The following is a 20,083-nucleotide window of genomic DNA, read 5'->3' as shown; positions in this document are numbered from 1 at the left end:
AAATAAAGCCCCCGCCAGTGTTCTGGCGGGGGCTTTTTCATGGGCGACTGGCCCAGATCGATTTCACCGGCACAGTGGCCACCGGTTGACGATGGCGCCACTGATTACCCTCGACCAGACTCACCTCAAGTTGTTTGCGGTCTTTGGAAAAGCTGGCCGTCAGGTACGTCTGTTGAGAGGCCGCACCGCTGAGGAACATCGGCACACTGCCCATGTAGGTCTGGCTGCCACCCTCGCCGTGGTAATGGCCAGCAAACATCGCCGTCACCTGATACTTTTCAAGCATTTCGCGAAAGCGCTTCTGTTGCTCCCAACTGCCTGCCCAGTCATAGGGTTTGTGCATATTGATAATGATCGCGTAGCCCTGCGCTCGCGCTATTCGCAAATCACTTTCCAGCCAATCCAGCGACTGTTTGATATCGAACGAGGTCGGATTCAGCGCATGGGAAATCTTCACCTGGTAAGTCGGCTCATTGTTCAACTGCACCAGATGTACTTCACCGATATTCTTTGAATACGCCAGACTGCCGAGATAGTGCTTATTCAAAAAGCTGCCACTCACTTCAAGATCGAACTGATCGACCTTATCCACGTGATGATCACGATAATCGACAATACTGCCCGCCGCGCAACTCTCACTGAAACAGTCATTCACGTTGTTCTGGTAATCATGATTACCCAACCCATAGAGAAATTGATCGCCAAAATGTTTGTTCAGCATCGTCTTCATGAAGGAGCGCTGCCAGCCATGGCCGAACGCAGTGATGTCGCCGTTGATCATCAACGGCACGGCGGCCTGGCCGCCCATTTCGTTGCGAAACTGCGCAATACTCGCAAACTGGCTCTCGACCAGCCATTTCGAGCGTTTTTCAAAGTCCGCGCTCGACTCATCTTCACCACTGTCCGATTTTTCCGTCCACGGGTATTGCGGGTCCGAGGCAAATACCATGTGCAGCGGAACACCTTCATTGGCACTAGCGAAAGAACTCAGCGATAACAGGCACAGACAAGCGAAAAGCTTTTTAACTTCCTTGATTTTCATAACACTCCATTATTCCGTTAACTTTTAAAACACGACATGCAACTAGCACGCTGCAGAACAGACACCAAGCTATTCGAAATCAATAAAAAATTAAAAGCCTTCAATTAACTAATGATATTTCTACGGCATGGACATAGCCGTTGAAATTAATACTTTGAGACACATGCCTGATGGACTCGTTTCAGCTTGCTCTGTAGGGTCTGCCAAAGGCCCGGTGACCCGCATCGGAGCCACTTCAAGGATGAAGCCGCTATGTTGAATGACGACAAAACCTGTCTCCTGGTTGATCAGCCGCTTACTGAATCTGATCATCCAACCGAATCATCGGTAAAAACCGTGGAAACCATTACCGCGACATTCGACAGTCCGTCACAACCCGATTCCAAAAGCACCACAAAACGCCATCGAAATACCGGCAGTCTCGACAGCCTGGGCGGCGGCAGGCTGCCCTGAGTCTTGAAGCCACGTCTGAATCAACCTGAGCCGGCCTGCGCCTTGTGCGGGGCTGGCTCGACTAACACCAGCCATGGACCGACCAACGGACGGCTGAGTCCTGTCTTCCTCGATTGCCGCCCCCAAGGCGAAGTAGTAACGTTGCTACATCTGTATTGCGAGAGGTCAACCATGATGGCAATCACCACCATCTCCAGCCGTGAATTCAATCAGGACACCAGCAGCGCCAAAAAGGCTGCGCGTCTGGGTCCAGTGATCATCACCGACCGTGGCAAGGCCTCTCATGTTCTGTTGAGCATTGAGGAATATCAGAAACTGAGCGGCGCAAACACGAGCATTGTCGATTTGTTGGTCATGCCGGAGGCTGCCGACATCGATTTCGAAACCGAGCGCGCAGTCATCATTCATCGTCCCGTGGACCTGTCCTGATGTATTTACTCGACACCAATGTGATTTCCGAACTTCGCAAGCCGCAAGCCGATGCCAATGTGGTCAGTTGGGCCAAAGGCGTCATCGCCCCGCGCCTGTACATTTCCGCCATTACTTTGAAAGAACTGGAAACCGGAGTACTGCGAATGGAACGGCGTGATCCTGCTCAAGGAAAGCTGTTGCGCAGTTGGCTGACGCGTCACGTCATTCCGGCATTCGAAGCCCGAATCCTGCCGGTTGATGCTGCAGTAGCGCTGCGTTGTGCCAGCCTGCATGTACCCGACCAGGCCAATGAAAGCGACGCGTTGATCGCTGCCACGGCCCTGGTGCATGGACTCACGGTGGTCACGCGCAATGTCGATGATTTCCGCTCGAGCGGCGTCGCCCTGATCAACCCATGGGAGCAATGAATTAGCTGCCACTGCAAAACCGTCCATACTCAACAAGTCAATTGATCTGCATCAGGCTTTGCTGCATTCGCTACACCAATAATGCTTTTTTCCCAACGCGACCAAAGGTCGCACCCTTGGATTAGAGCGACAGGCGTATCATTGCGCCACTGCAACACCCCTTTCTGACCGCGGTCGGCACGTATCGACCGAGGCATTTGTCCACTGCCGTGGGATGCAATGATGAGCAACCAGATTCCGGTACACGACGTCACACCGCCGAGCAAAAACGCGAATAACAGCGTCGACCTTTACGCCTCTCGAGAAAAAATCTACACCCGTGCTTTCACTGGCCTGTTCCGCAATCTGCGGATGATGGGCGGCGCTGCGCTGTTCCTGTTGTATTTCGGTACGGTGTGGCTGAACTGGGGCGGGCATCAGGCGGTGTGGTGGAACCTGCCGGAACGCAAGTTCTTCATCTTCGGCGCCACGTTCTGGCCGCAGGACTTCATCCTGCTGTCTGGCCTGCTGATCATTGCCGCGTTCGGCCTGTTCTTCATCACCGTTTACGCCGGCCGCGTCTGGTGCGGCTACACCTGCCCGCAAAGCGTGTGGACGTGGATTTTCATGTGGTGCGAGAAGGTCACCGAAGGCGATCGCAACCAGCGTATCAAGCTCGATAAAGCGCCAATGAGCGGCAACAAGTTTCTGCGCAAGCTCGCCAAACATTCGCTGTGGCTACTGATCGGTTTCGTCACTGGCATGACCTTCGTTGGCTACTTCTCGCCGATCCGCGAACTGGTGTTCGATTTCTTCACTGGCCAGGCCGATGGCTGGTCTTATTTCTGGGTCGGTTTCTTCACCCTCGCCACCTACGGCAACGCCGGCTGGCTGCGCGAACAGGTGTGCATCTACATGTGCCCGTATGCGCGCTTCCAGAGCGTGATGTTCGACAAGGACACCCTGATCGTGTCCTACGACCCGCGTCGCGGCGAAAGCCGTGGCCCGCGCAAGAAAGGTGTCGATTACAAGGCCATGGGCCTGGGCGATTGCATTGACTGCACCATGTGCGTCCAGGTGTGCCCGACCGGTATCGACATCCGCGACGGCCTGCAGATCGAGTGCATCGGTTGCGCCGCGTGCATCGATGCTTGCGACGCGATCATGGACAAGATGGACTACCCGCGCGGCCTCATCAGCTACACCACCGAACACAACCTCTCGGGCCAGAAAACCCATAAACTGCGGCCGCGCCTGATCGGCTATGCGGTGGTGCTGCTGGCGATGATCAGCCTGCTGGTGACCGCATTTTTCATGCGTTCGCTGGTCGGTTTCGACGTCAGCAAGGACCGCGTGCTGTACCGCGAGAACGCCGAAGGCCGGATCGAAAACGTCTACAGCCTGAAGATCATGAACAAGGATCAGCGCGACCACACCTACGTGCTGGAGGCCGCCGGCCTGCCGGATCTGCGCCTGCAAGGCAAACGCGAGATCAAGGTCCCGGCCGGCGAAATCTTCAGCATGCCGGTGGAGTTGTCGAGCGCACCGGAACAATTGCCGTCGAGCACCAACGAGGTGAAATTCATCCTCAAGGACGCCGACGACGACAGCGTCCACGTTGAAGCCAAGAGCCGATTCATCGGCCCACAAACCCGTTGAGAGAACTGAACATGCCCGCCGCAAACGCCGCAAGCCCTTGGTACAAGCACCTCTGGCCATGGATCATCATCGGGATCCTGGCCTGCTCGGTGACCTTGACCCTGTCAATGGTGACCATTGCGGTGAACAACCCGGACAACCTGGTCAACGACAACTACTACGAGGCCGGCAAAGGCATCAACCGCTCGCTGGACCGTGAACTGTTGGCGCAGGAGTTGAAGATGCGCGCCAACGTCCATCTGGATGAACTCACCGGCGAAGTCGACCTGCGCCTGAGCGGTGACAGCCAGCCGAAAACCCTGGAACTGAACCTGATCTCGCCGACCCAGCCGGAGAAGGATCGCAAGATTGTGCTGACCCGCAGCAAAACCGAAGCCGGCCGTTACATCGGCCAGTTGGGCGACAAGGTCGAAGGTCGGCGTTTTGTCGAATTGCTGGGCACTCAGGACGACCACGTGTGGCGCATGTTCGAAGAAGAACAGGTCAGCCATGACAAGGATCTGCTGCTGGGTGACGAACCGCTGCAGGGCGCTGAAGACCAGAAGAAGTAAACCGATAATCCTGTGTAGGGGCTCCCGAAGGCTGCGATCTTTTGACTTTGTTTTTTTAGAAGCAAGATCAAAAGATCGCAGCCTGCGGCAGCTCCTACAAGGATGGTGTTGATTCAGCAGTATTAGCGAATATTCGATGACCACCCCACTCCCCTGCTACCACTGCGCCCTGCCCGTTCCGTCGGGCAGTCGCTTCACCGCCGTTGTGCTCGGGGAGTCCCGCGAGTTCTGCTGTCCCGGCTGTCAGGCCGTGGCCGAAGCCATCGTCGCCGGTGGTCTGGAAAGCTATTACCAGCATCGCAGCGAAGCCTCGGCCAACCCCGAAGCCTTGCCGGTGCAATTGACCGATGAACTGGCGCTGTACGACCGCGCCGACGTGCAAAAACCCTTCGTCCGTCACGCAGGCGAACTTGCCGAAACCACGCTGTTGATGGAAGGCATCAGTTGCGCCGCCTGCGGCTGGCTGATCGAGAAACACCTGCGCACCCTGCCGGCAGTGGCTGAGGCACGACTGAATCTGTCCAACCATCGCCTGCATGTGCAATGGGCCGACGCGCAATTGCCGCTGAGCCAGATCCTCGCCGAGCTGCGCCACATCGGGTACGTCGCCCACCCGTATCAGGCCGACCGCGCCAGCGAACAACTGGCCAGCGAAAATCGCCTGGCCCTGCGCCAGCTCGGCGTCGCCGGATTGCTGTGGTTTCAGGCAATGATGGCGACCATGGCCACCTGGCCGGAATTCAACATCGACCTTAGCCCCGAATTGCACACGATCCTGCGCTGGGTCGCGCTGTTTCTCACAACACCGATCGTGTTCTACAGCTGCGCGCCGTTCTTCAAGGGCGCGATGCGCGATCTGCGCACCCGCCACCTGACCATGGACGTCTCGGTATCGCTGGCCATCGGCAGCGCCTACATCGCCGGGATCTGGACCTCGATCACCGGAGTCGGCGAACTGTATTTCGATGCGGTCGGGATGTTTGCGCTGTTCCTGCTCGCCGGGCGTTATCTGGAACGCCGTGCCCGCGAACGCACCGCCGCTGCCACCGCGCAGCTTGTAAACCTGCTGCCGGCCTCGTGTCTGCGTCTCGACACCGACGGCCAGAGCGAACGCATCCTGCTCAGCGAACTGCGCCTGGGTGACCGGGTGCTGGTGCAACCGGGTTCGATCCTGCCAGCGGATGGCAAGATTCTCGATGGCCAGTCAAGCATCGACGAATCGCTGCTGACCGGCGAATACCTGCCGCAAGCGCGCACGCTGGGCGATGCGGTCACCGCGGGCACGCTGAATGTCGAAGGCGCGCTCACCGTCGAGGTACTGGCGCTGGGTCAGGACACGCGCCTGTCGGCCATCGTCCGCCTGCTCGATCGCGCCCAGGCGGAAAAACCACGCCTGGCGGAAATCGCCGACCGCGCGGCGCAGTGGTTCCTGCTGTTGTCGCTGATTGCGGCGGCGGCCATCGGACTGTTGTGGTGGGAACTGGATGCGTCGCGGGCGTTCTGGATCGTCCTGGCGATGCTGGTCGCGACCTGCCCTTGCGCGCTGTCGCTGGCAACCCCGACGGCGTTGACCGCCGCCACCGGCACCCTGCACAAACTCGGCCTGTTGCTGACGCGCGGGCATGTGCTGGAAGGCCTGAACCAGATCGACACGGTGATTTTCGACAAGACCGGCACACTCACCGAAGGCCGCCTGGTCCTGCGCTCGATTCGCCCGCTGGGCACACTCAGCAGCGACCAGTGCCTGAGCCTTGCCGCCGCCCTGGAAAACCGTTCGGAACACCCTATTGCACGCGCCTTCGGTCGTGCGCCACTGGCCGCTGAAGATGTGCACAGCACGCCGGGACTCGGTCTCGAAGGACGGGTAGGCACACAGCGCTTGCGCATTGGTCAGGCGGAGTTTGTCTGCGCCCTCAGCGGTTCGCCACTGCCGGCGATGCCGGATGAGCCGGGTCAGTGGCTGCTGCTCGGCGATGACTCGGCAGCGCTGGCGTGGTTCGTCCTCGACGATCGCCTGCGCGACGATGCGCCCGCCCTGCTCACCGCCTGCAAGGCCCGTGGCTGGCGCACATTGCTGCTGTCCGGCGACAGCTCGCCGATGGTCGCCAGTGTCGCCGCCGAACTGGGCATCGACGAAGCCCGTGGCGGTCTGCGCCCGGACGACAAACTGCACGTGCTGCAACAACTGCATCAACAAGGACGCAAGGTGTTGATGCTCGGTGACGGGGTCAACGACGTGCCGGTGCTGGCCGCTGCCGACATCAGCGTGGCCATGGGTTCGGCCACTGATCTGGCGAAAACCAGTGCCGACGCGGTGCTGCTGTCCAACCGCCTCGACGCGCTGGTACACGCCTTCACGTTAGCGCGCAGAACCCGTCGGGTAATCATCGAGAACCTGCTGTGGGCGGCGCTGTACAATGGCCTCATGTTGCCGTTTGCCGCCCTCGGCTGGATCACCCCGGTGTGGGCCGCCGTCGGCATGTCGATCAGTTCGTTGACCGTGGTGCTCAACGCCCTGCGCCTGACTCGCCTGCCGAGCGCGCCGGTTGCCGGCACCCGTTCAGAAACCCGCCCGTTGCCGGCTTGAGCCGCGCGGGCCTGGAGTACCGATGCCAGCTCTTTACGTGATGATCCCCGCCGCCCTGCTGATCGTGGCCATCGCTGTTTACATCTTCTTCTGGGCGGTGGACAGCGGTCAGTACGACGACCTTGATGGCCCGGCCCACAGCATCCTGTTCGATGATCAGGACCCGAACCACACCGCCGCCGTCGACGAAGCCAAAGCCGACAAACCGCAGGACAAGGCGCCACCCCATGCTTGAGCTGGCGCCTCTCCTGGTTTCCGCGCTGATCCTCGGCCTGCTCGGTGGCGGGCATTGCCTGGGCATGTGCGGCGGCCTGATGGGCGCGCTGACCCTGGCGATTCCCAAGGAACAGCGCAGCCGGCGCTTTCGTCTGCTGCTGGCGTACAACCTCGGACGGATCCTCAGTTACGCGACGGCCGGTTTGCTGATCGGGCTGGCTGGCTGGGCGGTGGCGAACAGTCCGGCGGCGATGTTCATGCGTATTCTCGCCGGGTTGCTGCTGATTGCCATGGGCCTGTATCTGGCCGGCTGGTGGAGCGGCCTGACCCGTATCGAAGGCCTTGGCCGTGGCTTGTGGCGTTACATTCAGCCGGTGGCCAACCGCTTGCTGCCGGTGTCGAGTTTGCCCCGCGCCCTGCTGCTCGGCGCACTGTGGGGCTGGCTGCCGTGCGGACTGGTTTACAGCACGCTGCTGTGGTCGGCGAGCCAGGGCAATGCGCTGGACAGTGCGTTGTTGATGCTGGCGTTCGGGCTGGGCACATGGCCGGTGCTGCTGGCCGCAGGGCTGGCGGCCGAGCGGGTGACGGCGTTGCTGCGTAAACGCAGCGTGCGCGTGGCCGGCGGTCTGCTGGTGATCCTGTTCGGCATCTGGACCCTGCCGGGGCCGCACCAGCACTGGCTGATGGGCCACTGACCGGCGGCGCGGCCTTCGCGAGCAGGCTCGCTCCCACAGGTTTTGTGTACGCCACAAATCTCCTGTGGGAGCGAGCCTGCTCGCGATGGGGCCGCGTGACTTATACGAATCCTCCCCGTTGATACAAATCAAGATGCCCCGCCGCGCCCTCCCCTAGACTCGCCACACTGCCAGCCTATCCGGGGGAATGCCCGCATGCTCGACGCCATTCGTTGGGACACTGATCTGATCCGCCGCTACGACCTGGCGGGGCCGCGTTACACCTCGTACCCGACGGCCGTGCAATTCAACAGTCAGGTCGGCACCTTCGACCTGTTCCACGCCTTGCGCGAAAGTCGCAAGGCGCTGCGCCCATTGTCGCTGTACGTGCATGTGCCGTTCTGCGCGAATATTTGCTACTACTGCGCCTGCAACAAGGTCATCACCAAGGATCGCGGGCGGGCACAGCCGTATCTGCAACGCCTGGAACAGGAAATCCAGTTGATTGCCTGCCACCTGGAACCGGCGCAGAAAGTCGAGCAACTGCACTTCGGCGGCGGCACCCCGACCTTCCTCAGCCATGACGAGCTGCGGCAGTTGATGGCGCACCTGCGCAAACACTTCAATCTGCTGGATGATGACTCCGGCGACTACGGCATCGAGATCGATCCGCGCGAGGCCGACTGGTCGACCATGGGCCTGCTGCGCGAACTCGGCTTCAACCGGGTCAGCATCGGCCTGCAAGATCTCGACCCGGCGGTGCAACGGGCGGTGAATCGCCTGCAGAGCCTGGAAGAAACCCGCGCAGTGATCGACGCGGCGCGCACCCTGCAATTTCGCTCGATCAACATCGACCTGATTTACGGCCTGCCGAAGCAAACTCCGGAGAATTTCGCGCGGACCGTCGAGGAAGTCATCAGCCTGCAACCGGACCGGCTCTCGGTATTCAACTATGCGCACCTGCCGGAGCGCTTCATGCCACAGCGGCGGATCAACAGCCACGAGCTGCCAAGCCCTGCGCAAAAACTGCAAATGCTCCAGCGCACCATCGAACAACTGACCGCCGCCGGTTATCGCTACATCGGCATGGATCACTTCGCCCTGCCCGACGATGAGTTGGCGATTGCCCAGGAAGAACAGACCCTGCAGCGCAACTTCCAGGGCTACACCACTCACGGCCATTGCGACCTGATTGGTCTGGGGGTGTCGGCGATCAGCCAGATCGGCGATCTCTACTGCCAGAACAACAGCGATCTGAACCAGTACCAGAACACCCTCGCCGCCGCGCAACTGGCGACCAGCCGGGGTCTGGTGTGCAATGCCGACGATCGCCTGCGCCGCGCGGTGATCCAGCAACTGATCTGCAATTTCAGCCTGGAATTTGCCGAAATCGAGCAAGCGTTCAACATTGATTTTCAGGGGTATTTCGGCGCGCTGTGGCCGCAACTGCAGGGCATGGCCAACGACGGGCTGATCAAACTGGAACGCGAGCGCATCGAAGTGTTGCCGGCCGGACGCCTGCTGGTGCGCTCGGTGTGCATGGTGTTCGACGCGTACCTGGAACAACAGAACCGCCAGCGCTTCTCGCGGGTGATCTGAAACGTCCTGCTCATGAAACCGATGTATCGCGAACGCCCCGTGTCTTTGTTTGCCCTGCGGCCTTATGCCCGCAGGGCAATCTCGCCCCAGACTGGCCTGAATGTCCTCCCGTGGGTTACCCTTACGGCTTATGTGTGTTTTCCCACAAGGATTTAAGAAATGTCCGAGCCAGTCAAACTGCGCGCTCACAACCAGGCCCATTGCAAGGATTGCAGCCTGGCCCCTCTCTGCCTGCCACTTTCTCTGAATCTGGAAGACATGGATGCGCTGGACGAAATCGTTAAACGTGGTCGCCCGTTGAAAAAGGGTGAGTTCCTGTTCCGCCAGGGTGACACCTTCGATTCCGTTTATGCAGTACGCTCCGGCGCCCTGAAGACCTTCAGCCTGAGCGACACCGGCGAAGAACAGCTCACCGGTTTCCACCTGCCGAGCGAACTGGTCGGCCTGTCCGGCATGGACACCGAGAAACATCCGGTGTCGGCCCAGGCCCTGGAAACCACCTCGGTCTGTGAAATCCCTTTCGAACGCCTCGACGAACTGGCCCTGCAACTGCCGCAGCTGCGCCGGCAACTGATGCGGGTGATGAGCCGCGAGATCCGTGACGACCAGCAAATGATGCTGTTGCTGTCGAAGAAAACCGCCGACGAGCGCATCGCCACGTTCCTGGTCAACCTGTCGGCCCGCTTCCGCGCTCGCGGTTTCTCGGCCAACCAGTTCCGCCTGAGCATGTCGCGCAACGAAATCGGCAATTACCTGGGCCTGGCGGTGGAAACCGTGTCGCGGGTGTTCACGCGCTTCCAGCAGAACGAACTGATCGCCGCCGAGGGCAAGGAGATCCACATCCTCGACCCGATCCAGCTCTGCGCCCTGGCCGGCGGCTCGCTCGAAGGCTGATCTCGATCCGCGGTTGAGCGAAGCGTTTCAGCCGCGGGTATACTGCGCCGTTTGCAGCCCTGCCAGGACACCTCGACGATGGTCTTCGACTCCTTCGACATCAAATCCCTGATCCGCCCCGTGATCGACTTCCCGAAACCGGGCGTGATCTTTCGCGACATCACCCCGCTGTTCCAGTCGCCCAAGGCCCTGCGCCTGGTGATGGACAGCTTCGCCCACCGCTATGTGGAAGCCGACTTCACCCACATCGGCGCGATGGATGCGCGCGGCTTCCTGATCGGTTCGGTGCTGGCCTATCAGTTGAACAAGCCGCTGGTGCTGTTCCGCAAGCAGGGCAAACTGCCGGCGGACGTGTTGGCCGAAGGTTACGCGACCGAATACGGCGAAGCGTTCCTGGAAGTCCACGCCGACAGCCTGTGCGAAGGTGATTCGGTGGTGATGTTCGATGACTTGATTGCCACCGGTGGCACGCTGATCGCAGCGGCCAACCTGATCCGCCGCATGGGCGCGCGGGTGCACGAGGCAGCGGCGATTATCGATCTGCCGGAGCTGGGGGGTTCGCAGCGTCTGGAAGATATGGGCATCCCGACTTTCTGTCTGACGCAGTTTGCCCTCACCGATAAGTAAGTAGCGCCTGTCACACCGCTTTCGCGAGCAGGCTCGCTCCCACATTTGGATTGCATTCTCCTGTGGGAGCGAGCCTGCTCGCGAAGGCGTCGGCCGCTCAACGCAAAATCTAAAGCCCCATCTGCTTGCTGATGATTTCGTTCATCACTTCTCGCGTCCCGCCGCCGATCGACAGAATGCGGTTATCTCGATACAGCCGCTCCACCAGGCTCTCGCGCATGTAACCCAGGCCACCGAGGATCTGCACCGCTTCGCGGGTGATCCGGTCCGAGGTGTCCGTGGCGACGTTCTTGGCCATGGAAATCTCCTTGATCACGCTCTGCCCCGCCGCCATTTTCGCCGCTTGCCGATAGGTGAACTCGCGCGATACTTCCAGCGCCGTGGCCATTTCGGCCAACCGATGTTTGATCACTTGAAACTTGCCGATCGGCTTGCCGAATGCCTCACGCTCGCGCGCCCACTTCAGCGCCTCTTCGAGCGCGAGCTGCGAGGTCATGTTGGCCATCAGCGCCAGCGCCAGCCGTTCACTCTGGAAATTGCCCATGATGCAGGCAAAACCCATGTTCTCGGCGCCGATCAGATTGCCCACGGGCACCCTGCAATCGTCGAAGAACAGCTCAGCGGTGTCCGAGGCCCACCAGCCCATCTTCTTCAGTTGGCGACCTACGGTGAAGCCGGGGGTGCCCTTCTCGATCAACAGCAGGCTGATGCCGCCGAAACCCGGCGCTCCGGTGCGCACGGCGACGGTATAGAAGTCGGCGCGTACGCCACTGGTAATGAAGGTCTTGCTGCCGCTGACCCGGTAGACGTCGCCGTCACGCACGGCGCGGGTTTGCAGGTTGGCGACGTCGGAACCACCGCCGGGTTCGGTAATCGCCAACGCACTGATTTTCTTGCCGCTGAGCACTTGCGGCACGACGCGCTCGCGCACCTCGGGCCGGGCCCATTTGACGATCGGTGGCAGGCCGATATCCAGCGAACCGAGGCCCGCGACCAGACCACCGGAACCGCAGCGCATCAGTTCTTCGCTGGCGGCAACCTTGGCGAACAGATCACCTTCGTGGCTGCCCCCCAGCGCTTCGGGATAACCGATGCCAAGAATCCCCGCAGCCCCGGCCTTCTGGTACAGCTCACGGGGAAAACTTTCGGCTTCTTCCCACGCGTCGATGTCCGGCAGGATCTCGCGCTCGACGAAACGTCTGACGCTGTCGCGAACCATTTGGTGGCTGGGGTCGAAGTATTCCTGGAAGGCAGGCATCGGCGAACTCCATCGAAGGGTTGGCCGACGTTAACCGAGCGCTTGCTTGGTTTTCAATAAATTTGTGTGAATCAGTCAGACCGAGGTGCGCCATTCGCGAGCAGGCTCGCTCCCACAGGGGATTTGTGAATGGCACAAAGCCAATGTGGGAGCGAGCCTGCTCGCGAAGGCGTCAAATCAGACGCTGCATCACTTAAAGAGAGATGGGTTTACGCCCGGCAAACGAATGCGCCAGCGTCCCGCCATCCACCAATTCCAGCTCACCACCCAGTGGCACACCGTGGGCAATCCGCGAGGCGATCAGGCCTTTGTTGGCCAGAAGCTGGGCGATGTAATGCGCGGTCGCCTCACCTTCCACCGTCGGGTTGGTGGCGAGGATGACTTCGGTAAAGGTGCCGGCCTCTTCAATGCGCGCCATCAACTGCGGAATACCGATGGCTTCCGGCCCCAGACCGTCGAGCGGCGACAGGTGGCCCTTGAGCACGAAGTAGCGTCCACGGAAACCGGTCTGCTCCACCGCATACACGTCCATCGGCCCTTCCACCACGCACAGCAGCGTGTCGTCGCGGCGCGTGTCGGCGCATTGCGGGCACAGATCGTCTTCGGTCAGCGTGCGGCACTGACGGCAGTGACCCACCCCTTCCATGGCCTGGCTCAAAGCCTGGGCCAGGCGCGTGCCGCCGCTGCGGTCACGTTCGAGCAACTGCAACGCCATGCGCTGGGCGGTTTTCTGACCCACGCCGGGCAAGGTGCGCAGGGCGTCGATCAGTTGGCGAATCAAAGGGCTGAAGCTCATGGGTAAAAAGTCCGACAAAACAACGAGACGCGGTTTATACCCGCGCCTCCGGCCAGCGTCAAATGCTCAGTCCTGGGCGACCTTCACTACCAGTTTGCCGAAGTTGCGCCCCTCCAGCAGACCGATAAACGCCTCGGGTGCCTGCTCCAGACCTTCCACCACGTCTTCGCGGAATTTCACCTTGCCGTCGCGCACCCACGGCACCATGTGGCTGATGAACTCCGGCTGACGGTCGCCGTAGTCGTCAAACACGATGAAGCCCTGAATCCGCACACGCTTGGTCAGCAACGTACGCTGCAGCATCGGCAGACGATCCGGGCCCTGCGGCGCTTCAGTGGCGTTGTAACCGGCAATCAGCCCGCACAGTGGAATGCGCGCCTTGGGATTGAGCAGCGGCACCACCGCATCGAACACATGCCCGCCCACGTTTTCATAATAGATATCGATGCCGTTCGGGCAGGCTTTGGCCAGTTGCTCGGCAAAGTCCGGCGCCTTGTGATCGATGCAGGCATCGAAACCCAGCTCCTCGACCACGTATTTGCATTTGTCGGCACCACCGGCCACACCCACGGCGCGCAGGCCTTTGATCTTTGCCACTTGACCCACCACCGAGCCGACGGCGCCGGACGCAGCTGCGACGACAAGCGTTTCACCTTCTTTCGGCTGACCGATGTCGATCAGCCCCATGTACGCAGTCATACCCGGCATGCCCAACACGCCAAGCGCCATCGACGGACTCGGCAGGCCGGACGGGATCGGCATGATGTTGCGCCCATCGCTGATGCTGTGGCTCTGCCAGCCGGTGAGGCCGACCACCAGATCACCTTGGTGGAATTTCGGATGACGCGAATCCTCGACTCGGCTGACAGCACCACCGGTCATCACTTCGCCGATTTGTACCGGCGCGGCGTAGGACGGTGCGTCACTCATGCGTCCGCGCATATAGGGGTCCAGCGACAGGTACAGGGTTTTCAGCAGCACCTGGCCGTCTTCGAGATCCGGCAACGCTTCGCGCTCCAGACGGAAGTTTTCCGGGGTTGGCGCACCGACCGGGCGCGAAGCGAGGACAAAGCGTTGATTGAGGGTCAGAGGGTCGGACATGTCAGCGTCTCCTGTGAATGATGAATTCGGGGGTATAGGGAGCAGACCGTTGTGGCATTGGGGCGTTCGATGTTTATTCAGTTGTACCAAGGTGAGTTCATTCGCGAGCAGGCTCGCTCCCACAGGGAACCGCATTCTAAAGGTGGGAGCGAGCCTGCTCGCGAAGGCGGCCTCAGAGACACCACCCCTCCAGGAGGCAGAAACAAAAATGCCAGGCGCGATGCCTGGCATTTTGTGTAGCTCATCCAAATCGCGATGGCGAATCAGAATGGCAGTTTCATACCCGCTGGCAGGTTCATGCCGGCGGTCATGCTGCCCATTTTTTCCTGACTGTTGGCTTCGATCTTGCGCACGGCGTCGTTGACGGCGGCGGCGACCACGGCTTCGAGCATTTCCTTGTCGTCTTCGCTCAGGCCTTCAACCAGGCTTGGGTCGATGCTGACACTTTTCACGTCGTGACGACCAGTCATGACCACGGTGACCATATCGCCACCGGCCTTGCCAGTGACTTCGGCGTTGGCCAGTTCTTCCTGCATCTTGGCCATTTTTTCCTGCATCTGCTGCGCCTGCTTCATCAGGCCGGCCATGCCACCTTTCATCATGGGAATCACCTCAAAAGTACTTGGATCAAAACAGCGCCCGGCGCTTAACGCCGAACGCCCTCAGTTATTAGCCTTGGGCGACCAAGGCATCGACAGGTTCAATAGTATCGTGTCGCACGACCGCACCGAACTGCTGGACCATCTGCTGGATGAACGGATCGCCGTGGATCGATTCCTCCGCCTCACGCTGACGGTTGGCCCGACGCCGCGAAGCAGCCTGCGCCGGGGTTTCCTGCTCGGGCTTGATCAGCTCGATGGTCAGGCTCAGCGTGCGACCGTGGAACTGGTTCAACGCATCGTTCAGGCGCCGCTGTTGCGTGGCGTTGAAGAGTGCGCTGTGCGCCGGGTCAAGGTGCATCAGCCAATGGTCGCCATCGACCGCGATCAACGTGCAGTTGGCGGCGATACTGCCGGTCATGCCGGAGATCGGCAGTTGCGGGAACAGCTCCAGCCATTGCAACGCCAGACCGGTGGCCGGCGCGGCGGCAGGCTCTGGCTCGGGTTCCGGGGCCGGTTCGGCGGTGTGTTCGCTGGCCAGGTCGTCGAGGTAGCTGTAAGCCGAATCCATGTCCGGCTCAATGTAGTCTTCGTCCAGCGGCGGCTCGTCGTCGAGGTCCATGCCCGGCGTGGCGGCATCGACGTCGGCGACCGACGGTTCGGGAATCGGCGCAGCGGCCCATTCCGGCGCATCCGGCACCACGCTGTCCGGGGTCGGCAGCGGCATCGGCGGCAATTCGGGCTGCTCGCTGGCGGTTTCCAGTACCGGCTCGACGGCCGGTTGCTGCACAGGTGCGGGTTCCGGCTCAGGTTCGACCGGATCGTTCCACGGCAGGTCGACCACCGCTTCGGCGACTGGCTCTGGTTCCGGCGCGGCGGTCACCACAGGCGCTGCCTCCGGTGCCGGCGCAGCAACCGCCGCTGGCGTTGGCGCAACGGCCGCAGCGACTACCGGCGCAGGCTTGGGCGCGGCAGCCACGGAGTTTGCGGAATCAACTGTGGCCTGGCTGATCCCCACTGGCTTTAGCGGTTGCCTCGGGGCGTCCGCGGTGTCTGCGGGCCGGAAGGCCAGCATCCGCAGCAGCACCATCTCGAAACCGCCACGCGGGTCCGGCGCCAGCGGCAAGTCGCGGCGGCCGATCAGGCCCATCTGGTAATAGAACTGCACGTCTTCGGCCGGCAGCGCCTGAGCCAAAGCCAATACGCGGTCACGGTCGCCATGGCCGTTATCGACACCTTCAGGCAAGGCCTGGGCGATGGCGACGCGGTGTAACACATTAAGAATTTCCGAGAGCACGCCATTCCAGTCCGGGCCTTGCTCGGCCAGGTGGCGCACGGCTTCGAGCAACGCTTTGGCGTCGCCTTCGATCAGTGCATGCAGCACGTCGAAGACCTGGCCGTGATCCAGCGTGCCGAGCATCGCCCGCACATCAGCGGCCAATACCTTGCCTTCACCGAAGGCGATGGCCTGGTCGGTCAGGCTCATGGCGTCACGCATCGAGCCGTCAGCGGCGCGGCCCAGCAGCCACAGCGCGTCGTCTTCGAACGGCACGTTTTCGGCGCCAAGCACATGGGTCAGATGCTCGACCACTCGCTCGGGCGTCATGTTCTTCAGCGAGAACTGCAGGCAACGCGACAAAATCGTTGCCGGAAGTTTCTGCGGATCCGTCGTCGCCAGGATGAACTTGACGTACGGCGGCGGCTCTTCAAGGGTTTTCAGCAGCGCATTGAAGGAATGGCTGGAGAGCATGTGCACTTCGTCGATCAGGTAGACCTTGAAGCGCCCACGGCTCGGCGCGTACTGCACATTATCGAGCAGCTCGCGGGTGTCCTCGACCTTGGTCCGGCTCGCGGCGTCGATCTCGATCAGGTCGACGAAGCGCCCTTCATCGATCTCGCGGCACACCGAACACTCGCCGCAGGGGCTGGAAGTGATACCTGTCTCACAGTTCAGGCATTTGGCAATGATCCGCGCAATGGTGGTCTTGCCGACCCCGCGGGTACCGGTGAACAGGTACGCGTGGTGCAGCCGCTGGCTGTCCAAGGCATTGATCAGAGCCTTGAGCACATGGGTCTGGCCGACCATTTCGCGGAACGAGCGCGGACGCCATTTACGTGCAAGAACCTGATAACTCATCGAAAACCGTCGCAACGAAGGAAGCTGAAGCGGCTAATGCTAGCGGAGCAAGGGCAAAATTGCATCCGGTGTGCTCGTCTAATCTGGCTAAGCTGCTGTTGGCGAGGAAATTTCGCTCGTGGTCGGGACTCATCGGAGCATTTATGCGTTGGGCCTTGGGAGCTTTGTTGGGGATCAGTCTGAGCGTGAACGCCGCCGAACCGCCGCTGCGCTTCGTCGTGGCCGACAGCTGGGCGATGCCCATGGTGCAAATCGAGCACGGCCGCCCCACCCAGGGCATTCTCCACGACATCATGCTCAGCCTGGCAACGCAGGTCGGCGTGCCGGCCGAATTCCATGTGCTGCCGCGCGCACGGGTGCAGAACGCCATGGAACACGGTGAGGTCGACGTGCGCTGCTATGCCGCACAATCATGGTTGCCGAATCAGTCCGGAGACTACATCTGGAGCCTTCCGCTGCTGTTCCAGCGCGATCTGCTGATCAGCCGCGACGATCAACCGCTCCACGTCGATCCCGCCCGCCTGCCCCGCCAATCGATCGGCACCGTGCTCGGCTACACCTACCCGACTCTGCAGCCGCTGTTCGACGCCGACCACCTGCAACGCGACGACGCGCGCAATCAGGAACAAGTGCTGGAAAAACTCCTGGCCGGGCGTTATCGCTATGCGGTGAGCAATCAATGGACGCTGGACTGGTTCAATCAGCGCCTGCTGCCCACGCAGCAACTGCAGGGGGTGGCGGTGCTGCAGGAACAGCATGTCGGCTGCTATGTGAGGAATGACCCGCAGGTGCCGGTGCAGCGGATCCTGCGCACGTTGCTGCGGATGAAAATGTCGGGGGAGATTGATGACATCATCCGGTTGTATACCGGATCCTCGGAAACCACCCCATAACCCCTTTTTTTGGGGGGGACATTTCCCACGGAGAATATTCAGTAACCGTGCGACTCACGGAATTTCTGGTAGTCGTGAAACTCGATCCACTCGACCACATCGTACGGCAGGTAAAGCTGCTGGCGGGCGCGGGAGATGGCGATGTACACGGCGCAGATCCGCTGATCGAACGCGTAGGCGTCCTTGAACTGCACGTTGGTCAGCAGCTCGGGCGTCAGCAGAACGCGGTCGAACTCCATGCCGCCCGCCTCCTGGGCCTGCATCAACAAGCAGCTTTTGCCGGGGCTGCCGATCATCCGGTTGAGCCGGGTCAGGTCAGCCACCTTGAAGCCCTTCTCCAGCTCGGCCTCGACCCACAGAAACGCCTCGTCGTACTGGTTGGCCTCGCGCACCTGCTGCCACTTCGGCACATCGCTGAAATAGCGATGCGGGCCCTTCTCGCTGTGTTCGGCACTGTAGAAGTCGACCCTGAACAGTTCGATGGCGGTGATCATGAAGTGTTCGAGGTCGCGCTGCGCTTTCATGTCGGCAAAGCTGAACGGGCAATTGGCATCGTGCAGCTGCATCGCCCACTTCATGGTGTCCCAGGGTGACGCCGTCAGCACCACACAACCTTGCGGCGGGACAAAGCCCTGTGGATAAAACTCGATGCCGACGTCCGCCTCACGCGCGCCTTCGAAGGGTATCTTGCTCTTTTCCGAGTGCCGGGAAATCAGCGGATTGACCAGACGCTCGACGTTGCGCCCCGAACGCACTGAATAAGTGATATCGCTCTGGCGCACTTCACGCTTTCTTTTCACCAGATCACGCTCGGCATGCTGGTACTCATCGCCCAGCGTGATCAGCACCTGCCGGCCGCGCTCGATAATCTGCAGCAGCGACGCAGGAATGTCCTGGCTCTCGTCGATCAGCACGTGGGTATACCGCGGCGGCACCACGCAGCCCGCGAGGCTTGCCCGCTTGATCAGTAACAAGGCTTCGAAGCCGCTCTGCCGGCCCCACGCCGGGTTGGCCTCGAGATAAGTCCAGACGCGGCTCGAATACTCCAGCAACACCTTGGACTCAAGGCTGGACAAGGACAGCTTGAAATGCGGCAGATGATGCGCCGACAGGCTGTAGTCCCGGGAATGGCAATAGCGCTCGAGGGTTTCCAGACAGACGCTCAGGGTGCGTTGCGCATCGTGCTCGCGAAAGCCCAGGATGTTCAGCGCCTGCGCCAGACTCTGTTTGCTCGCGACCCGGCCGGCGGCGCCTGGCGGCTGCGGTTTGCGTCCGTAGATCAGCCCACGGGCGAACGCCTCAAAGGTGATGCCGGGCTTGCGCTCACTGGCAACACCCATGCGCTGACACAGGGTCGCGAGTTTTTCCGGGGTACGTGCCAGCAGCAGGGTTTTCCCGGGATCCAGACATTCGGTCAAGGCGCCGATCAGATGACTCTTGCCGATCCCGGCGTAGCCTTGGACGTGCAGGTCTTCATCGAGGTTGGCGCGGAAGGTTCTGACCAGTTTGTCTTGCGCGGCGCTGAGCCAGCGCTCGCGGTGTGCCGGGCTGATCATCTGCTGGCTGAACGGATTGTTGGCCGCGTGGTGGCGCGTCTTGAACTCGTCATCCCACTTGCCATCCGGCAGCAGATAATCCTGCGCCGACACCTCGTCAGCCAACAGCAAACGCAGATTCAACCCCCTGATGGCGTTCAGGCCGAAATACAGCTGACGCGGATCGAACAGGCGTTGCGCCTCGGACAGCAGCCCTGTCCGGCCATCGACCGCCCACGCAATCAGCCGCGCCAGCACCTTCTCCGCCGCAGCGGCAGTGAGATCCTTCTCGGCGGCCTGGGCCAGATTCTGGATGACCAGCACGGCGGCGAGCTGCGCATCTGTCAGCGTGTCGAGGATTGTCACGCCATCGGGCTGCAACAGGCTCGCGCAGGTCTCGTCCGTCACGGGCAAGTAAACGGCGGTGGATAAATCGTGATGTTCCGGGTGCATACAACCTCGTAGCCAGGGCGCGAACTTGTCAACGACGCGCGCAGCAAGACGGTGGAGTATGCCACTGTTCAACCTTGGTGGCTGAACAGGCATCGGGGCGGCTGCCTTCGCGAGCAGGCTCGCTCCCACAGGGAGCCGGCGTGAAAGCTCAAATCGCAGGCATAAAAAAACCGCAGTGGGCGAAACCCATG

General features: G+C 61.0%; 19 protein-coding genes. 12 read left to right on the top strand and 7 right to left on the bottom strand.

The window, feature by feature from the left end; translation table 11 throughout:
- Positions 1 to 37 precede the first annotated feature (37 nt).
- Positions 38 to 1,042, bottom strand: a complete 1,005-nt coding sequence (locus ACM6HV_RS00360; protein ID WP_414902848.1) for a metallophosphoesterase family protein — start codon at positions 1,040 to 1,042, stop codon at positions 38 to 40.
- Positions 1,043 to 1,294: 252 nt separating this feature from the next.
- On the opposite strand from ACM6HV_RS00360, the gene ACM6HV_RS00355 reads away from it, so the two are divergent.
- The 11 genes from ACM6HV_RS00355 to ACM6HV_RS00305 all read left to right on the top strand — a co-directional run bounded on the left by ACM6HV_RS00355 (position 1,295) and on the right by ACM6HV_RS00305 (position 11,120).
- Positions 1,295 to 1,495 carry a hypothetical protein gene (locus ACM6HV_RS00355; protein WP_414902846.1) on the top strand — a complete coding sequence of 67 codons (201 nt, stop codon included), beginning with the start codon at positions 1,295 to 1,297 and terminating at the stop codon, positions 1,493 to 1,495.
- A 174-nt stretch (positions 1,496 to 1,669) separates the two neighbouring features.
- A complete protein-coding gene (locus tag ACM6HV_RS00350) occupies positions 1,670 to 1,924 on the top strand; it encodes a type II toxin-antitoxin system Phd/YefM family antitoxin (RefSeq protein WP_047599120.1) in 255 nt (84 codons plus the stop codon).
- Positions 1,924 to 2,334 carry a type II toxin-antitoxin system VapC family toxin gene (locus ACM6HV_RS00345; RefSeq protein WP_414902844.1) on the top strand — a complete coding sequence of 137 codons (411 nt, stop codon included), beginning with the start codon at positions 1,924 to 1,926 and terminating at the stop codon, positions 2,332 to 2,334. Before ACM6HV_RS00350 ends, ACM6HV_RS00345 begins: the two co-directional genes overlap by 1 nt.
- A gap of 222 nt (positions 2,335 to 2,556) precedes the next feature.
- On the top strand, positions 2,557 to 3,972 hold the full coding sequence (ccoG, locus tag ACM6HV_RS00340) for a cytochrome c oxidase accessory protein CcoG (RefSeq protein WP_108182178.1): 1,416 nt from the start codon (positions 2,557 to 2,559) through the stop codon (positions 3,970 to 3,972).
- Positions 3,973 to 3,983: 11 nt separating this feature from the next.
- The gene (locus tag ACM6HV_RS00335) at positions 3,984 to 4,523 is read left to right on the top strand and encodes a FixH family protein (protein WP_414902842.1); all 540 of its coding nucleotides are present in this window, start codon (positions 3,984 to 3,986) and stop codon (positions 4,521 to 4,523) included.
- 136 nt (positions 4,524 to 4,659) lie between these two features.
- The gene (locus ACM6HV_RS00330) at positions 4,660 to 7,110 is read left to right on the top strand and encodes a heavy metal translocating P-type ATPase (RefSeq protein ID WP_414902840.1); all 2,451 of its coding nucleotides are present in this window, start codon (positions 4,660 to 4,662) and stop codon (positions 7,108 to 7,110) included.
- 22 nt (positions 7,111 to 7,132) lie between these two features.
- Entirely contained in the window at positions 7,133 to 7,345 is a 213-nt protein-coding gene (gene ccoS / locus ACM6HV_RS00325; RefSeq protein ID WP_007965536.1) for a cbb3-type cytochrome oxidase assembly protein CcoS, read from the top strand.
- Positions 7,338 to 8,021 carry a sulfite exporter TauE/SafE family protein gene (locus ACM6HV_RS00320; RefSeq protein ID WP_414902837.1) on the top strand — a complete coding sequence of 228 codons (684 nt, stop codon included), beginning with the start codon at positions 7,338 to 7,340 and terminating at the stop codon, positions 8,019 to 8,021. The genes ccoS and ACM6HV_RS00320 overlap by 8 nt, the downstream gene beginning before the upstream one ends.
- A gap of 195 nt (positions 8,022 to 8,216) precedes the next feature.
- A complete protein-coding gene (gene hemN, locus ACM6HV_RS00315) occupies positions 8,217 to 9,599 on the top strand; it encodes an oxygen-independent coproporphyrinogen III oxidase (RefSeq protein ID WP_041067816.1) in 1,383 nt (460 codons plus the stop codon).
- Positions 9,600 to 9,758: 159 nt separating this feature from the next.
- Positions 9,759 to 10,493 carry a fumarate/nitrate reduction transcriptional regulator Fnr gene (gene fnr, locus ACM6HV_RS00310; protein WP_025110355.1) on the top strand — a complete coding sequence of 245 codons (735 nt, stop codon included), beginning with the start codon at positions 9,759 to 9,761 and terminating at the stop codon, positions 10,491 to 10,493.
- 78 nt (positions 10,494 to 10,571) lie between these two features.
- Positions 10,572 to 11,120 (top strand): adenine phosphoribosyltransferase, encoded by a 549-nt coding sequence (locus ACM6HV_RS00305; protein WP_003223345.1) that lies wholly within the window; start codon positions 10,572 to 10,574, stop codon positions 11,118 to 11,120.
- A 109-nt stretch (positions 11,121 to 11,229) separates the two neighbouring features.
- On the opposite strand, the gene ACM6HV_RS00300 is transcribed toward ACM6HV_RS00305, so the two are convergent.
- From ACM6HV_RS00300 to dnaX, 5 genes are all read right to left on the bottom strand, one after another.
- Positions 11,230 to 12,378 carry an acyl-CoA dehydrogenase family protein gene (locus ACM6HV_RS00300; RefSeq protein WP_414902834.1) on the bottom strand — a complete coding sequence of 383 codons (1,149 nt, stop codon included), beginning with the start codon at positions 12,376 to 12,378 and terminating at the stop codon, positions 11,230 to 11,232.
- A gap of 193 nt (positions 12,379 to 12,571) precedes the next feature.
- The gene (recR, locus tag ACM6HV_RS00295; RefSeq protein WP_007965550.1) at positions 12,572 to 13,174 is read right to left on the bottom strand and encodes a recombination mediator RecR; all 603 of its coding nucleotides are present in this window, start codon (positions 13,172 to 13,174) and stop codon (positions 12,572 to 12,574) included.
- A 66-nt stretch (positions 13,175 to 13,240) separates the two neighbouring features.
- Positions 13,241 to 14,275 (bottom strand): NADP-dependent oxidoreductase, encoded by a 1,035-nt coding sequence (locus tag ACM6HV_RS00290; RefSeq protein ID WP_086794902.1) that lies wholly within the window; start codon positions 14,273 to 14,275, stop codon positions 13,241 to 13,243.
- 263 nt (positions 14,276 to 14,538) lie between these two features.
- A complete protein-coding gene (locus tag ACM6HV_RS00285; protein ID WP_003223337.1) occupies positions 14,539 to 14,877 on the bottom strand; it encodes a YbaB/EbfC family nucleoid-associated protein in 339 nt (112 codons plus the stop codon).
- Positions 14,878 to 14,944: 67 nt separating this feature from the next.
- A complete protein-coding gene (gene dnaX, locus ACM6HV_RS00280; RefSeq protein ID WP_414902831.1) occupies positions 14,945 to 17,011 on the bottom strand; it encodes a DNA polymerase III subunit gamma/tau in 2,067 nt (688 codons plus the stop codon).
- 143 nt (positions 17,012 to 17,154) lie between these two features.
- On the opposite strand from dnaX, the gene ACM6HV_RS00275 reads away from it, so the two are divergent.
- The gene (locus ACM6HV_RS00275; protein ID WP_108182173.1) at positions 17,155 to 17,904 is read left to right on the top strand and encodes a substrate-binding periplasmic protein; all 750 of its coding nucleotides are present in this window, start codon (positions 17,155 to 17,157) and stop codon (positions 17,902 to 17,904) included.
- Positions 17,905 to 17,942: 38 nt separating this feature from the next.
- On the opposite strand, the gene ACM6HV_RS00270 is transcribed toward ACM6HV_RS00275, so the two are convergent.
- The gene (locus tag ACM6HV_RS00270; protein ID WP_414902829.1) at positions 17,943 to 19,892 is read right to left on the bottom strand and encodes a hypothetical protein; all 1,950 of its coding nucleotides are present in this window, start codon (positions 19,890 to 19,892) and stop codon (positions 17,943 to 17,945) included.
- Positions 19,893 to 20,083 lie beyond the last annotated feature (191 nt).

This window comes from Pseudomonas sp. IT-P260 (genome assembly GCF_949768395.1).
GTDB classification, from domain to species: Bacteria; Pseudomonadota; Gammaproteobacteria; order Pseudomonadales; family Pseudomonadaceae; genus Aquipseudomonas; species Aquipseudomonas parakoreensis.
The sequence above is the reverse complement of the archived record's forward strand: the minus strand, read 5'-3'. Positions and strand labels throughout refer to the sequence as shown.